Genomic DNA, 14,376 nt, shown 5'->3' with positions numbered 1-14,376 from the left:
TCACTTTCTGGTAGCGACGTCGGGGGCCGCCGCGTCGGCGGCCTCCTCGATGAGGGCGTCGTAGGCCCGCGCCACCAGATCGGCGAGGTCTTCGGCGTCCGTGCCCGCGCCGCGCGCCCACGTGCGCAGCGCGGCGGTCAGCACTCCGGCGGCGGCCCCGACGACGACCTCGGGACGCGGGTCCCGGGCCGGGTCGGTGCCGAGCCGGTCGGCGATGATGCGTACGGACTCGTCCTGGGCGTCGACCCGGATGCGTTCGTACGCGGCGAACAGGGCGGGCTCCGCGTCCACGACGGCGTACAGCTCGCGCAGTTGCGGACGGTGGTGCCAGCCGGGCGCCTGTCGGTCGGAGAGATAGTCCGCGACCGCGCCCCGGTAGGCGAGCAGTGGTGGCTCGGCGGCGGGGCGGGCGCGCAGCGCCGCGTTGATCCCCGCGCCGTCGGCACGGGTGAAGTCGAGCGCCGCGTCCTCCTTGCCGGTGAAGTGCCGGCTGAAGGTGCGGCGGGTGACGTCCGCGCGGTCGGCTATCGCCTCGACGGTCACGTCGCCGAGCCCGCGCTCGAGCACCAGCTCGACCGCGGCCTCCGCGAGCGCCTCACGCGTCCGGCGGGCCTTGGCCTGCCGACGGTCGCCGGCGGGCCCGGAGCTGGTGGACTCGTTCGCCTTCATGTCTTCGACGGTACACCTGATGTCCCAATGAGACACATGTCCCAGTGGGACTTTTCTGTGGGTGGCCGTGACCCGGCGCGTCAGGCGTGCCAGTGCCCGTGCAGCGCGGCGGTCGTGAAGCCGGGCCCGTACGCGACCATCGTTCCGCGGGCGCCGGCCGGCGGCGGCTCCTGGTGGGTGCGCTCCAGGACGCGGAGCACGCTGACGCCTCCCAGGTTCCCCTCGTCGGTGAGCGTGGCCGTGGAGTGGCGGGCGTCGTGCGCGGTCAGCCCCAGAGCCGTGGCCGTGTCCCCGATGATCCGCGGGCTGCCCGGGTGGATCAGGGGGAAGTCGGTGGGGCGCTCGCCGAGCCAGTCGGTGAGGCTCGGCAGGGTCACGGCGAAGGCGGCGCGGCCCTGCTTCGTGGCGTCGAAGTGCAGACCGTCGGCGGTGATCCGGCCGCCCAACTGGGCGGCGGTGTCCGGAAGGACGTGCTCGAAGCTGTCCTCGTACGCGAAGCCGGGGCCGAGCGGCCGGTCGCTGACCACGGCCGCGCCGGCCGAGTCGCCGAACAGTGCCTTGTAGATCATCGCGTCGATGCCGGTGTCGCTGTGGTGGTAGACGGCGGAGATCACTTCCGCGGCGACCACGAGCACCTTGCTCCCGGGGCGGGCCGCCACCATGTCCGCCGCCCGGATCAGGCACTTGGTGCCGCCGGTGCAGGCCAGCGTCGTGTGGGCGAGGGAGCGGGCGGTGGGGCGCAGACCGAGCCGGGTCATGAGGTGGACGTCCAGGTTGGGCGCCGCCCACCCGGTCGAGTGCGTGGTGACCAGGCCGTCCAGGTCCTCCGCTCTCAGGCCCGCCGCCTCGATGGCCCCGACGGCCGCCTGCTCGGCGAGGTCGAGCGCGTCCGCGAACGCGGTACGGGCGCGCTCGGCGATGCCCGCCCCGCCCGCGACCGTGGGGGAGTCGAGCGGCCGGGCGAAGTAGCGGGTCCGCACACCGCATCCCTGAACGGCGCGCACCGCGGCGGCTATTCGCGGATGGCCCGGGTGACGGGCGCGTATGTCGTCCGCGATCTCGTCGGTGGACACCTTGTGGGCGCCGAGGACGGTGTGAGGCATCGAGACGTAGGCAGGCATGGGTGTCTCCCACGGGGCTGAAGGGGCTGTGGGGGGCCCGCTCAATCTACGTGGCGGGAACGTGTCTGCCACGGGGAGGTGTGGTGGGAGTGGCTGAAATCAGCCTGCGCGCAGGGCGGGCTTCCTGGGGTGCGCGCGGTGCGTCCCCGGGTGGAAGACCAGGATCATCAGGCGCGCACCCGGCGTGGTGAGCGGCTGGGCCGCGCACATCGTCGCCCAGCCGGGCCCCAGGCGGGCGTGGAGCAGCGGCCGTTCGTCGCCGTCGGGGTGCATGGCGGACCCGCCCGACTCGTAGATCGGGGCGGCTTCCGGGTCGGCCAGCACCTCCTTCTCGATCTGGGCGAGCGTGTCGTCGTCGGGGCGGGCGGCGAGGGCGGCGCGCAGTTGGGGGAGCAGGAGCGGCGCCCACGCGTTCTGCCAGTCCACCAGCATGTGGCGGGCGTGCGGATCCAGCAGCATCCAGCGCATCGTGTTCGCCGGGGGCCGGTGGTCGGGGAACAGCTCCGTGAACGCGCGGTTGCACGCCAGCAGGTCCCAGGACGAGTCCGAGAGGTACGCGATGTGGTCGATGCCGTCGACCGCTTCCTGCCATACGCCGGGGATCTCCTTGCCCGACGTCGGGTACAGCGGTCCCGGCGGATCCTGCAGCAGCGCGTAGCGGCACAGCAGCACCCACTCCTGCTCATTGAGCCCGAACAGCCGCGCCACATCGCGCAGCAGTTCCGCCGGGGCGTTGGGATACGTCCCCGACTCCAGCCGGTGGTACGTGCCGAGCGTGCGGTGCAGCAGTTGGTCGACCTGGTGTTGGGAGAGGCCACGGGCGCGGCGCCCCTGTCCCGTCGGTCTGCTGAAGCCGTGGGATTCCGGGGCTATGAGGGCGCGCCGTTCACGGAGCAGGGCGCGAAGCGCCGTCTTGTTCATGGTGGGTAATCCCTCGTTGTTCACGCCGAGTTGAGCGTGAGCAGTCTAAATAGTCCCAAGGTCTTTGGTAATAAACATTGCCCGAAGAAAACGATCAGCCGGTGCGCCATGATGGGTTGAGTTGGGTTTCCCACCTGCTGGTTTCCTCGTTCGTGCGCATCTGGGCGCGGCGATGCGGCACCTGTGCCGGGCCACTCGAAAATGGCTGAAATTTCCCGCTGCGGGTAACCCACAAGCCTCTGCGACCGTTCAGGCAAGTGCGAGTGGGGCCGGGCCACCAATTGCGTTCGATGTGGCCGGAAAATGCGTTGTGAGACGCAAACGCCCACACTCGTCCGGGCGGCCGGTGGAGGTCACTGGCTGCGGTCGGTGCCGTCACTCGCCATCACGTAGCGGCCACGGCACCGGCCGCGCCCGGTCCCATGCCTCGTCACCGGCCGGCCTTGTGCACATTCCGTACGTAGTCGTCGGCCGCCGCGTCGAGGCCGATGTCGTGCTGGGCGCGCTCGGACAAGTACCAGCGGTGCTCCAGGAGTTGGTGGTACAGCTCGGCCGGGTCCATCGGCGTGGACACCCGGTCGCGGACGGCACGGACCGTGGGGCGGAACACGTCACGGACCCAGCGGTGGGCGAGGACCTCGGGGCGGGCGTCCGCCGCGTCCTCCTGCGTCGCCATCCAGCTCTCCAGGTCGCCAAGGAGGCGACGCGCCTGGTTCTCCTCGGCGTCCATGCCGGTCAGGCGCAGGAGTTGACGCTGATGGTGGCCCGCGTCGACGACCTTCGGCACGAACGTGACGGTGTCGCCGTGCGGCGAGCGGGAGATCTGCATCTCGGCCACGTCGAAGCCCAGATCGTTGAGGCGGCGGATGCGGCGCTCCATGTAGTGGTGCTTGCCGGCCGGATACACCGACGTACGGGTCAGCTCGGACCACAGGTCCGTGTACCGCTGCACGATCTCCGTACCGAACTCGATCGGGTCGATCGACGGGTGCAGCGCGCCCGAAGCCTCCAGGTCGAGCATCTCGCCCGCGATGTTCACCCGTGCCAGATCGATGTCGTACTCCCGCTGCCCGTCGCTCAACTGCGGGTGCAGCTCGCCGGTCTCGGCGTCCACCAGATAGGCGGCGTACGCGCCCGCGTCCCGGCGGAAGAGGGTGTTGGACAGCGAGCAGTCGCCCCAGGCGAAGCCGCTGAGATGCAGGCGGACCAGGAGTACGGCGAGCGCGTCCATCAGCCGGTGCACGGTCGTCGGCCGCAGCGTCGTCTCGAACATCGAGCGGTACGGCAGCGAACCGCCCAGGTGCCGCGTGATGAGCACGGGCTCGAGCGGGGAACCGTCGGGCTGCTCGCGGCCCGTGACCACGGCGAGCGGATCCACCGCGGGGATCGCCAACCGGTCGAGCGTGCGCAGCAGTTCGTACTCGTTCAGCGCCGGGCGCTGGGCCAGCTCCTTCACGGCGACGACCTCGTCCCCGGCGCGCGCGTAGCGCACCACGTGCCGTGAGATGCCGCGCGGGAGCGGCACCAGGTACTCCTCGGGCCATTCCTCCAGCGGGATGTGCCAGGGCAGGGCGAGCAGGAGCACCGGGTGCTCGGGGTTGGTGGCGCTGATCTCGAGCGGCATGGCCACCAGCGTAAAGGGGGTTCGGACGCCCCCTCGTCGACTCAGTGTTCGGGGACCGGTTCCGCCCGGCCCGACGCCAGGGAGCGTTCGGCCGCCGCGAGGGTCTCCGTGAGCTGCAGGCCGAACCGGGCGTCGCACGGGTGCGCCGTGCGGCCGCGCGCCGCCTCCAGCAGCGTGTCGACGGCGGCGGCGAGCGCCTCCTGGGCCGTGCCGGTGCCCGTCGGCATCGTCGACAGGCCCTGTGTGCCGCGCAGTTCGACCGTGGTGCCGGCCGCCGCCGGGGGAGTGGTGAGGCTGAGCGCCGCCGTGCTGGTGGCGCCGCCCGCGTGCCGGAGCACGAGATGCACCGTGTCGCCGGGGCCGCCGTGCGCCGCCACCGTCCGCACGTCGCCCAGGATCGGCAGCAGCACCGACAGGGCGTGCGGGCCGACGTCCCACAGGGCGCCCTTCTCCGCCCGCCACGGCGTCGTGGCCCGCACGTGCGCGTCGTCGCCGGGCGTGTACAGCGCGCCGTACCAGTCGGCGCGGCCCGTGAACCAGCCTTCCGTCCCCGCCTGTTCGGCGATCCAGGCCGCCGTGATCGGCGCGTGCCGCAGCGTGCAGAAGACGGTCGACGCGACGCCCGCGGTGTCGGCCGCCTCGACGACGGCGCGGGCCCCGTCGGGGCGGGTGGCAAGGGGTTTGTCGAGGAGCAGATGGCAGCCCGCCGCGGCGGCCCGCGCGGCGAGCGGCGCCTGGACGTCCGGCGGTACCGCGAACGCCACGACGTCGCTGGCCGCGAACAGGGCGTCCACGTCGTCGTACGCCGTCGTGCCGTGCGCGGCCGCGAGCTCGGCCGCCGCCTGTGGCCTGCGCCCCCAGATCCCGACGAGGTCGACGGACTTGTGGGCCTCGAGCGTGGGGGCGTACGTCCGCCCGGCCCAGGAGCCGGTGCCGACGAGACCGAAGCGCGCGGGGCCGGAATCGGCGGCCGGGGTGGAAGAGGTCATGAGCGGCAGTATCGACCGGATGGATGCTCCCTGCACAGAGGACGGGCCGAGCGATGCAGACAGGGCGAGGAGTTCCGTGAATAATGCATCGAACCGTCGAATCCGCGTTCCCCCCGAACGGCACCGCCCGCCGCGACCGGAGACACATGAGTCCTGCCCCGATATCGGCGACGCCCCTGCGCGAGCGGCTCGCCGTGCCCGTGCTCGCCTTCGGCGGCATCCTCATGGCGGTCATGCAGACCGTCGTCGTCCCGCTCCTGCCCGACCTGCCGCGGCTGACCGGCGCCTCGCCCGCCGCCGTGTCCTGGATGGTCACCGCGACCCTGCTCGCCGGGGCCGTCCTCACCCCGGTCCTCGGCCGGGCCGGCGACATGTACGGCAAGCGGCGCGTGCTGCTCGGCGCGCTCGCCCTGATGACCGCCGGGTCGGTGCTGTGCGCGCTGACCTCCGACATCCATCTGCTCATCGCCGCCCGCGCGTTGCAGGGCGCCGCGGCCGCCGTCGTGCCGCTGTCCATCAGCATCCTGCGCGACGAACTTCCGCCGCACCGCACCGGATCCGCCGTCGCCCTGATGAGCTCGACGGTCGGCATCGGCGCAGGGCTCGGCCTGCCGCTCGCCGCGCTCATCGTGCAGTACGCCGACTGGCACGTCATGTTCTGGGCGACCAGCGCCCTCGGCGCGCTCGGCCTCGGCCTCGCCTGGTGGGCGGTGCGCGAGTCACCGGTCCGCTCCCCGGGCCGCTTCGACGTGCTCGGCACACTGGGTCTCGCCGCGGGCCTCGTCTGCCTGCTGCTCGGCGTCTCGCAGGGCGGCCAGTGGGGCTGGGGGAGCCCCGTGGTGCTCGGTCTGTTTGCCGGCGCCGTCCTGATCCTCGGCCTGTGGGCATGGCAGCAACTGTGCGCCAAGGGGCCCCTGGTGGACCTGCGCTTGGCCGTCGGCCGCCGCGTCGGGCTGCCGCACCTCGCGGCGCTGCTCACCGGCTTCGCCTTCTACGCCAACTCGCTCGTCACCGCACAGCTCGTGCAGGCCCCCGTCGCCACCGGCTACGGGCTCGGCCTGTCCATCGTCGCCACCGGCCTGTGCATGCTGCCAAGCGGCGTCATCATGCTGCTGTTCTCGCCGGTCTCGGCCCGTATCTCCGCCGCGCGCGGCCCCCGGATCACGCTCGCCATCGGCGGTGTGGTGCTCGCCCTCGGCTACGCGATCCGCATCGTCGACAGCACCGACCTGTGGGTGATCCTCGTCGGCGCCGCCGTCGTCTCCACCGGCACCACCCTCGCCTACTCGGCGCTGCCCACCCTGATCCTGCGCGCCGTCCCGGCCGCCGCGACGGCCTCCGCGAACGGCGTCAACGTCCTCATGCGCACCATCGGGCAGGCCGTCTCCAGCGCCGCCGTCGCCGCCGTGCTCGTCCACCACACGACCCGTCTCGGCGGCGCCGACGTCCCGTCCCTGCATGGCTACCAGATGGCCTTCGCCATGGCGGGTGCGGTTGCCTTGGTGGCCACAGCGGTCGCCCTGGTCGTCCCCTCCGACGGCGCGCCGGGCCGCGCCGTCACGGGCGCCCCGGCCCCGGTGCCCACCGCGAAGGGAACGTGAGGCGACGACGGCGGCCCGCATGTGCGGGCCGCCGAACAACCCCGCTCAGCCGTGCTGAACGTGCAGCGGCTCGAACCCGACGACGGTGCGCGCGCCGTCGCTCCAGCTCACCGTCAACTCCCCGTCCAGGACCGCGACATCGGACACGGCGTCCGCGAGCGGTGCCTGCGGCGGCTGCGCGCCGAGTGCGGCCAACGCGACGAACACGGCCGTCCCGTCCACGTCCGCCGCGAGGCGCGGCACCCGCACCCACGGCTCGTACGCCGTTCCCTGCGGCGCGCGCACCTCGTCCCGCAGCTCCCAGCCGCGCAGGCCGACCAGCTCCGAGTGCAACGCGTCCGTGGCCCAGCCGGTGAGCGTCGCCCGCGCGCCGTGCGGGGCGCCGACCACCCGGTGCACCCGCAGCTCGTAAGCGCCGCGCGCCACGGTCACGCTCTCGACGCGCAGCCCCGGCACCATCGGCGGCCCCGACGTGAACACCGGCCGGTGCCAGGACGCCGCCCAGCCCCAGCCGTCGCCCTGGCCCGCCCCCAGCGGATGGATGCGGCACCGGGCGCTGCCGACGCCGTCGCGCTCGACCGACAGATGGTTGTCCGCCGGGTTGGCCCGGGACGTGGGACCGGTGTGCGTGGAGTAGGCCTGACGGCTGTAGAGGGCGTCGGCATCGGCCGCGACCTCGCCCTCGAACGGGCGGACGTGGTCGCTGCCGTGGTTGTGCAGCCGTACGATCCCGTCCGCCTGCGTGGACTGCACCAGCAGGCCCGGCGCGGGCAGCGCGAGCACCCGGTCGGGGCCTTCGCTCGGCGCCGCCTCCTCGGGCGCCGTCCACAGCGGATCGTCCTCGCCCGCCAGCAGCGCGACGAAGCCCTTCGACGCCCAGTACGGGGACGCCGGGCCCGAGTAGTGCTGCAGCGTCGCGTCGTGCGGGCCGTGCCAGCCGAGGCTGAGTAGCCCCTCGTCCGTGACGCCGCCACGGTCCAGGAAGTAGCGCAGGTTCCCGCTGATCAGACGGCGTGACGTGCCCGGGGACAGCGGAGTGTGCCCGGTGACCGCGCCGATGCCGACGGCCGCCGACGCCGCGAACCGGTAGGTGAGCGAACGCCCGAAGTGGATCGGCGCCCCGTCGGCGCCGAAGAGCAGCGAGAAGCCCTCGAGGTGCTCGCGCAGGCGCGGACCCACCCGCTCCGAAAGGGCGGAGTCGCCCGTCAGATGGGCGTGCAGCATCGGGTACAGGTGCAGTGCCCAGCCGTTGTAGTGGTCAAAGGCCCGCCCGTCGCCGTCGCGGTACCAGCCGTCGCCCTCGTACCAGGTCTCCAGCAGGTCGAGCGCCCGCTGGATGGCGCGCGTCGTGGCCGCGTCGGCGCGGCCGACGGACTCCAGGAACGAGGCCACCATGAACGGGAAGAGGTACCAGTTGTTCGGGGCGGGCGTGTGCGTGATCGCGCCGCGCAGCCACTTCTCCGCCCGGTCCTGTACGTCACTGTCGAGCCGGTCCCACAGCCACGGCCGGGTCAGCGACAGGCCGAGCGCCACCGAGGCGGACTCCACCATCGGCTGGCCCTGGATGTGGTGGTCGAGGATCAGCGGCCAGGACTCGGCGTCGCCCTGCCCCGGCGTCCGGGTGCCCGCCGCGAGGCCGCTGGCGTACCGGTCGAGCCAGCCGTGCGGGTCCTTGCCCTGCGCGCCCGCGACCCGGAAACCGGCCGCCAGGAACGTACGGGCATAACCCTCGAGCCCGTCCGAGCGGACACCGGATCCCGAGGGCCGGCCCGGCAGATCGAGCAGTGCGCCCTCGGGTGTCGCCCACCGCCAGGCCGCCCCGAGCAGCCCGTCGGCGACGGCCTCCCAGTGCGCCCGGGTGAATCCGGTGTGCGGGCTCAACTCCCGGTTCTCGGCGGGGAGATCGAACGGGGTGGGGTTCATGCGAGGTACGCCAGCCTTTCGCGTCGTACGGGGTGGGCGAAGCCTTCGCCCCTGGACCAGCGGGTCAGTTCGCCGACCGCGGTGTCGGCGAGGCGCTGCCACTCGTTGCCCTGGGAGCCGGCCAGATGGGGGGTGATCAGCGCGTTCGGACAGCCCCACAGCGGGTGGTCCGCGGGCAGCGCCTCCGGGTCCGTGACGTCCAGGACCGCGCGGATGCGGCCCGCGCGGACCACGTCGGTCAGGGCGTCCTGGTCGACGACGGCGCCGCGCGCGGTGTTGATGAGCGTGGCGCCCGGCCGCATCGAACTCAGCAGCTCCCTGCTGACCAGCCCGGTCGTGCTGGGCAGCAGCGGCGTGTGGACGCTCAACAGATCGCTGCGCGTGAACAGTTCGGGCAGACCGACCCGCTCCACGCCCAGCGCGGCCGCATCCTCGTCGGAGACGTACGGGTCGTGCAGCAGCACCTCGAAGTCGAAGGGGCGCAGCAGTTCGATCACCCGGCGGCCGATGAGCGAGGCGGACAGGATGCCCACCGTGCGGCGGTAGTTGCCCACCTCGTGGGAGGTGAGCAGCCAGTCGCCGCGCTCGCGCTCGCGGTGGAAGTCGCGGGCCCGTTCCAGGACGTGCTTGCCGTGCAGCAGGATCATCGCGAGGGTGTACTCGGCGACCGGCAGCGCGTTGGCCGCGGCCGCCGAGGACACCGCGATGCCGCGCTCCCAACAGGCCTCGGTGACGTGCCCGCGCACCGAACCGGCCGAGTGCACCACGGCCTTGAGAGCGGGCGCCGCCGCCAGCACGTCGGCGTCGAGCGGCGGACAGCCCCAGCCGGTGACGAGTACCTCGACGCCGGCCAGGACCTCCTTCGCCCGGGCGGACGTGAGGTCGTCGAGCACGGGCAGCGGTGCGAGGTCGCAGACCTCCGTGAGCGCGGCCATGGACCGCGGCGAGAAGACGGCCGCCGCGGCCTGGGGGGACATGGCCAGCGCCACGCGGGGCTTGCTCACTTGACCGCCCCCGCCGTGAGGCCGGAGCGCCAGAAGCGCTGGAGGAAGATGAACGCGAGGACGAGAGGGAGGACCGCGAGGAGCGAGCCCATGATCACCACCGGGTAGTACTCGGGCGAGACGGTCGCCTGGCTGTTCCACTGGAACAGGCCGAGGCTGACGGGATACAGATCCTGGTTCGACAGCATCACCATCGGCAGGAAGAAGTTGTTCCAGATCGTGGTGAGCTGGAAGAGGAAGACCGTGACCAGGCCGGGGCCCAGCATCCGCAGCGCGACCTTGAAGTACGTCGCGAGTTCGCTCGCGCCGTCGACGCGCGCGGCCTCCAGGACCTCGTTCGGTACGTACCCCTGGGCGAAGATGCGGCCGAGGTACACGCCGAACGGGTTGAACAGGACCGGGATGAACACGGACCAGAAGGTGTTCACGACGCCTGTCGCCGAAGCGATCAGGTACAGCGGCAGCGCGAGCACCGTCTGCGGCACCATGACCGCCGCGAGCACCAGGCCGAACAGCTTCTCCTTGTGCCGGAAGTGGTACTTGTCGAAGGCGTAGCCGCAGGCGACGCTGATCAGCGCGCCGATCGCCGCGCCCAGGACCGCGTACAGCAGGCTGTTGCCGTACCAGCGGCTGTAGAGGCCTCCGTCCATCGCGAACAGGTCCTTGAGGTTCTGCACGAGGGAGAAGTCGCTGAACGACAGGATGCTGCTGCTGAACAGCGCGTCGCGGGACTTGGTCGAGGCGAGGACCAGCCACAGGACCGGAAGCAGCGTGTACAGAACGGAGATCGCGACGACGACGTTGACCGTCGCGCGCCCCAGCATCCGGGGACGGAGGAGGGTGGAGTCGGTGGCGCTCATCGGGCGTCCTCCTCGGCCGAGTTGACGCGGTTGGTCCAGCGGGTGACCCCGTAGGAGACGGCGATGGTGATGATCAGCAGGATCACCGACGCGGCGGCCGCGAGGGAGTAGTTGTTGCGGCTGAAGGCCGCGTCGTAGATGTACATGCTCGGCGAGAACCGGGTGTCCACCATCTGCGAGGACTGGTGCAGCAGCATGGGCTCGGTGAACAGTTGCAGCGCCCAGATCAGCGTGAACATCGCGACCATGACCACGGAGGAGCGCACGAGTGGCGTCTTCACCTGCAGCGCGGTGCGCACGGGACCCGCGCCGTCGACGACGGACGCCTCCAGGACCTCGCGGGGGACCGCCTGCAGGGCCGCGTAGAAGATCACCATGTTGTAGCCGAGGTTCGACCACAGGGCGATGTTCACGATCGACGGCAGCGTGGTGTGCAGACCGAGGAAGTCGATCTGGATGTCCGCCTTGCCGAGCACCTCGACGACCGGGCTGATACCCGGCGTGTAGAGGTACAGCCAGATCAGGGCCGCGATGATGCCGGGCACCGCGTGCGGCAGGAACAGGCCCAACTGGGCCCAGGACCGCAGCCGTACGACACCGGAGTCGAGCAGCAGCGCCAGCGTGAGCGAGCCGATCACCATCAGCGGGATGTAGATCACGCAGTACAGCGCGACCGTGCCGAGCCCGGACAGGAACGTCGGGTCGGTGATCACGGCGGCGTACGAGCGCAGGCCCACGAAGACGGTGCGCTCGGGGCCGAAGCCGAGGCCCGGCTGGTCGTCGCTGAAGAAGCTCAGCCACACCGCGGTGCCGACCGGGATCAGGAAGACCAGCGTGAGCAGGACGAAGAACGGCGCCATCAGGACGCCGGCCGCACCGCCGCGGCGGCGCTTGGCCGCCCGCTGTGCCTTGCGCGCGGTGTGGCTGCCCGCCTCCTGTGGGGCGGGCGCGGCCGTGGGGGCATGGGTTGTCGCGGTCATGGGTCACCTGCCTTTCGGGGTGCGGGCGTTCACGTGGAACGGGTGGTGGTCTTGAGGCCGAGCGCCTTCAGGTCGGGCATCGTGCCGTCCTGCGCCGCGCGCGCGGCGGACAGGAGGGTGCCGGAACCGGCACCCGCGCGGGCGAAGGCGTCCTGCATGACATAGCCGGTCGCGGTCATGCGAGGACCCCAGACCCAGCCGTCGCGGATCTTGTGCGCCTCCTCCTCGAAGAGCCGGTAGATGTCCTGCCCGCCGTAGTACGACTTGTCGAACGCCTTGCTGCCGACCGGGACCAGATCGCTGACGGCCGGGTACTGGCTGCTCGCGCCGCTGGACAGCCGGGCCTTGAGGGCGTCGGGGTGCGACACCTGCCACTCGATGAACTCCATGGCGGCCTCGGGCTTCCTGCTGTCCTTCGTCACGGCGAACGTGGAGCCGCCGTGGGTGCCGAGGGACGGCTTGTCCGGGGTCCACTGGGGAAGCGGCGCGATGCGCCACAGGCCCTTCTGTTCGGGGCGCGCGTTCATCTGCGCGCCCGCGTCCCAGGCCCCGCTGAGCCGGGTCAGGACCAGGCCCGTGCCGATCTGTGCGTCGGAGATGCGGGCGCTGGAGGCGTTGGTGTAGACGAGTCCCTCGTCGATGAGGCGCTGCCAGTACGCGGCGACCTTCCGGGTCGGGGCGTCCACCATGGAGACGTTCCAGGCGCCGTGCGAAGTGTCGAACCACTGGGCGCCCGCCTGGCAGGCCCAGGCGGCGAACTGCGTCATCCCGTCGGTGGGGAACAGTGTGAGCTTGCGCCCGCCGCCGGTACGCCGCACCTTCCGCGCAAGGTCCGCGAACTCGTCCCAGGTGGTGGGGACTTCGAAGCCGTACTTGTCGAAGAGGTCCTTGCGGTAGTGCATCACCATCGGCTCGATGTCCAGCGGCACGCTGAAGGTGTGCCCCTCGAACGTGGTCAGGCCGAGCGCCTGCGGAAGCAGCTTGCGGCGCAGCTTGTCGCTGATGAGCTCGGTGATGTCGCGCGCGACACCGTCGATGGCGAAGCCCGGCAGCTGGGGGTACTCGATGGTGGCGACATCGGGGGCGTTGCCCGCGCGCGCCGCGTTGCTCAGTTTCAGATAGCCGCCCTGCGTGCCGGACGGGACCTGCTGGTAGTCGACCTTGATGTGATCGTGCGTCTTGTTGAACTCGTCCACCACCTCCTGGCTGCCCCGAAGGGCGGACCAGAAGGTGATGGTGGTCTTGCCGGTCTTGCCTGTCCTGCTTGAGCTAGAGCTTGCCGACGCCGCGCTGTCGTTCCCACTGCAGGCGCCAAGGGCGCCCGTCAGGGGCAGCGCGGTGATCGCGGCGAGCACCGATCGACGGCTCTGTCGACCAGGCATGGGCGCCTCCCGCGGCTCCTGCGTGTTCGAGTCACGGGAATCCTGATCGGTTCACGAGATGCGGTCAATAGATCGATCAGAAGAAAATGAAACGGTCAAACGTTCAGTGTGCGGCGGGGGTTGAGGGCAGCGGGTCGCGATACGGGGCGGAACGGGTGGAACCGCGCACCTTGAGCGTCGGCAGCAGCTCGACCCGGTGAGCGGGACCGGCTCCCGCGCCCCGGCCAAGGCGCTGCAGCAGCAGCTCGGCCGCCGCCCGGCCGACCTCCGCCTTCGGCGGCGACACGGCCGTCAGGGGAGTGCTGCCGAGCCCCGCGACCACGTCGTCGTACGCGATCGCGGAGCAGTCCTCCGGGACGCGGACCCCCGCGTCGCGAAGCGACTGGACGAGCATCAGCGCGTCGACGTCACCGTGCAGCAGGACACCCGTGGCCCCCAGCTCCTCCAGCAGGGGCGGCAGTTCGAGGGGCTTCTCGCCGTCCTCCGCCTCCGGCTCGGGAACGGCGCGGGGGGAACTGAGGGCGACTGCCCACTTGTCCACCTGCGGATGGTCCGCCGCGATCTCGGTGAACGCGGCACGCACCGCGCGCGCCGTCGGACTGTCGTCGCGCGCCGCGAGCACGATACGGCGGTGACCGAGGCCCGTGAGGTGCTCGACGGCGAGGTGCACGCCGTACCAGTGGTCCGTGCACACGGTGTCCACGGCGTGCACCGCGCTGCCCCTGCGCGGCCGGCGCTCCATCACCACCGTGGGCACGTCGACCCGCGCGAGCCAGGCGTAGTCGGCCTCCTCGGTGGCGAGGCTGCGCCAGCGCGGGGCGATGAGCAGGCCGCGCGCCCCGTCCGCCAACGCCCGCTCCACGAGGGGCTGTTCGGCGCCCGGGGCGGCGGGGGCGATGTGCAGGGCGATGCGGACCCCGGCCTCCTCGAACGCGGTGCGGGCGCCGTGCAGCATCTCGTACAGGTACGCGTGACGCTCGGGGACGACGACGGCGACGGGGCCGCCGTCGGGGCCGTCGTCCAGGTCGACGCCCGGGGCCGCCGCCCGGGCCTCGCGCTGTTCCTGTCGCTGGTCGTGTCCCTCGTCCTGCTCCGGCAGGATCGGTCGGGCGACGCCGTGCCCGCGGCGCAGCTTGCCCGCGCGTGCGAGCTCCTCCACGTCGCGGCGGAGTGTCACCACCGACACCGCGAGCTCCGTGGCCAGATCGCTGACCCGCGTCGCGCCGCGCGCCTGCACGGCGGCAAGGATCCGCTGCCGCCTGAGATCGACCGGTTCGCGCATGCTGATGGCCCCCTCGTGTC

At 72.0% G+C, this 14,376-nt stretch carries 12 protein-coding genes; 1 reads left to right on the top strand and 11 read right to left on the bottom strand.

Features of this window, described 5'->3' with window-relative positions:
* The 5 genes from ACYSUO_RS20625 to ACYSUO_RS20605 all read right to left on the bottom strand — a co-directional run bounded on the left by ACYSUO_RS20625 (position 1) and on the right by ACYSUO_RS20605 (position 5,324).
* Complete coding sequence (locus ACYSUO_RS20625; protein WP_461777642.1) at positions 1–669, bottom strand: TetR family transcriptional regulator; 669 nt, start codon at positions 667–669, stop codon at positions 1–3.
* A gap of 80 nt (positions 670–749) precedes the next feature.
* Positions 750–1,790, bottom strand: a complete 1,041-nt coding sequence (locus tag ACYSUO_RS20620; protein WP_461777641.1) for a beta-ketoacyl-[acyl-carrier-protein] synthase family protein — start codon at positions 1,788–1,790, stop codon at positions 750–752.
* Positions 1,791–1,889: 99 nt separating this feature from the next.
* Positions 1,890–2,711: a helix-turn-helix transcriptional regulator gene (locus tag ACYSUO_RS20615; RefSeq protein ID WP_461777640.1), complete on the bottom strand. Its 822-nt coding sequence runs from the start codon at positions 2,709–2,711 to the stop codon at positions 1,890–1,892.
* A gap of 430 nt (positions 2,712–3,141) precedes the next feature.
* Positions 3,142–4,335 (bottom strand): DUF4032 domain-containing protein, encoded by a 1,194-nt coding sequence (locus tag ACYSUO_RS20610; protein WP_461777639.1) that lies wholly within the window; start codon positions 4,333–4,335, stop codon positions 3,142–3,144.
* Positions 4,336–4,376: 41 nt separating this feature from the next.
* On the bottom strand, positions 4,377–5,324 hold the full coding sequence (locus tag ACYSUO_RS20605) for a Gfo/Idh/MocA family protein (RefSeq protein WP_461777638.1): 948 nt from the start codon (positions 5,322–5,324) through the stop codon (positions 4,377–4,379).
* A gap of 146 nt (positions 5,325–5,470) precedes the next feature.
* Between ACYSUO_RS20605 and ACYSUO_RS20600 the strand changes: the two genes are divergently transcribed.
* A complete protein-coding gene (locus tag ACYSUO_RS20600) occupies positions 5,471–6,925 on the top strand; it encodes an MFS transporter (RefSeq protein ID WP_461777637.1) in 1,455 nt (484 codons plus the stop codon).
* Positions 6,926–6,970: 45 nt separating this feature from the next.
* Here ACYSUO_RS20600 and ACYSUO_RS20595 read toward each other — a convergent pair whose 3' ends face one another.
* The 6 genes from ACYSUO_RS20595 to ACYSUO_RS20570 all read right to left on the bottom strand — a co-directional run bounded on the left by ACYSUO_RS20595 (position 6,971) and on the right by ACYSUO_RS20570 (position 14,356).
* On the bottom strand, positions 6,971–8,848 hold the full coding sequence (locus ACYSUO_RS20595) for a DUF2264 domain-containing protein (RefSeq protein WP_461777636.1): 1,878 nt from the start codon (positions 8,846–8,848) through the stop codon (positions 6,971–6,973).
* Positions 8,845–9,825, bottom strand: a complete 981-nt coding sequence (locus ACYSUO_RS20590) for a hydroxyacid dehydrogenase (RefSeq protein ID WP_461777691.1) — start codon at positions 9,823–9,825, stop codon at positions 8,845–8,847. The genes ACYSUO_RS20595 and ACYSUO_RS20590 overlap by 4 nt, the downstream gene beginning before the upstream one ends.
* 23 nt (positions 9,826–9,848) lie before the next feature.
* A complete protein-coding gene (locus ACYSUO_RS20585; RefSeq protein WP_461777635.1) occupies positions 9,849–10,712 on the bottom strand; it encodes a carbohydrate ABC transporter permease in 864 nt (287 codons plus the stop codon).
* Complete coding sequence (locus tag ACYSUO_RS20580) at positions 10,709–11,692, bottom strand: carbohydrate ABC transporter permease (RefSeq protein WP_461777634.1); 984 nt, start codon at positions 11,690–11,692, stop codon at positions 10,709–10,711. Before ACYSUO_RS20580 ends, ACYSUO_RS20585 begins: the two co-directional genes overlap by 4 nt.
* Positions 11,693–11,721: 29 nt before the next feature.
* The gene (locus tag ACYSUO_RS20575) at positions 11,722–13,074 is read right to left on the bottom strand and encodes an ABC transporter substrate-binding protein (RefSeq protein ID WP_461777633.1); all 1,353 of its coding nucleotides are present in this window, start codon (positions 13,072–13,074) and stop codon (positions 11,722–11,724) included.
* 103 nt (positions 13,075–13,177) lie between these two features.
* The gene (locus tag ACYSUO_RS20570) at positions 13,178–14,356 is read right to left on the bottom strand and encodes a substrate-binding domain-containing protein (protein WP_461777632.1); all 1,179 of its coding nucleotides are present in this window, start codon (positions 14,354–14,356) and stop codon (positions 13,178–13,180) included.
* Between the last annotated feature and the right edge of the window lie 20 nt (positions 14,357–14,376).

The organism is Streptomyces sp. UC4497, assembly GCF_054871485.1.
This window is presented reverse-complemented; position numbering and strand designations above follow the sequence as displayed.

Bases quoted from the DNA above. Each gene is read 5' to 3' on its own strand.
- ACYSUO_RS20625 (WP_461777642.1), bottom strand. From the start codon at position 669: ATGAAGGCGAACGAGTCCACCAGCTCCGGGCCCGCCGGCGACCGTCGG.
- ACYSUO_RS20615 (WP_461777640.1), bottom strand. From the start codon at position 2,711: ATGAACAAGACGGCGCTTCGCGCCCTGCTCCGTGAACGGCGCGCCCTC.
- ACYSUO_RS20580 (WP_461777634.1), bottom strand. From the start codon at position 11,692: ATGACCGCGACAACCCATGCCCCCACGGCCGCGCCCGCCCCACAGGAG.
- ACYSUO_RS20600 (WP_461777637.1), top strand. From the start codon at position 5,471: ATGAGTCCTGCCCCGATATCGGCGACGCCCCTGCGCGAGCGGCTCGCC.
- ACYSUO_RS20590 (WP_461777691.1), bottom strand. From the start codon at position 9,825: ATGTCCCCCCAGGCCGCGGCGGCCGTCTTCTCGCCGCGGTCCATGGCC.
- ACYSUO_RS20605 (WP_461777638.1), bottom strand. From the start codon at position 5,324: ATGACCTCTTCCACCCCGGCCGCCGATTCCGGCCCCGCGCGCTTCGGT.
- ACYSUO_RS20595 (WP_461777636.1), bottom strand. From the start codon at position 8,848: ATGAACCCCACCCCGTTCGATCTCCCCGCCGAGAACCGGGAGTTGAGC.
- ACYSUO_RS20620 (WP_461777641.1), bottom strand. From the start codon at position 1,790: ATGCCTGCCTACGTCTCGATGCCTCACACCGTCCTCGGCGCCCACAAG.
- ACYSUO_RS20585 (WP_461777635.1), bottom strand. From the start codon at position 10,712: ATGAGCGCCACCGACTCCACCCTCCTCCGTCCCCGGATGCTGGGGCGC.
- ACYSUO_RS20610 (WP_461777639.1), bottom strand. From the start codon at position 4,335: ATGCCGCTCGAGATCAGCGCCACCAACCCCGAGCACCCGGTGCTCCTG.
- ACYSUO_RS20575 (WP_461777633.1), bottom strand. From the start codon at position 13,074: ATGCCTGGTCGACAGAGCCGTCGATCGGTGCTCGCCGCGATCACCGCG.
- ACYSUO_RS20570 (WP_461777632.1), bottom strand. From the start codon at position 14,356: ATGCGCGAACCGGTCGATCTCAGGCGGCAGCGGATCCTTGCCGCCGTG.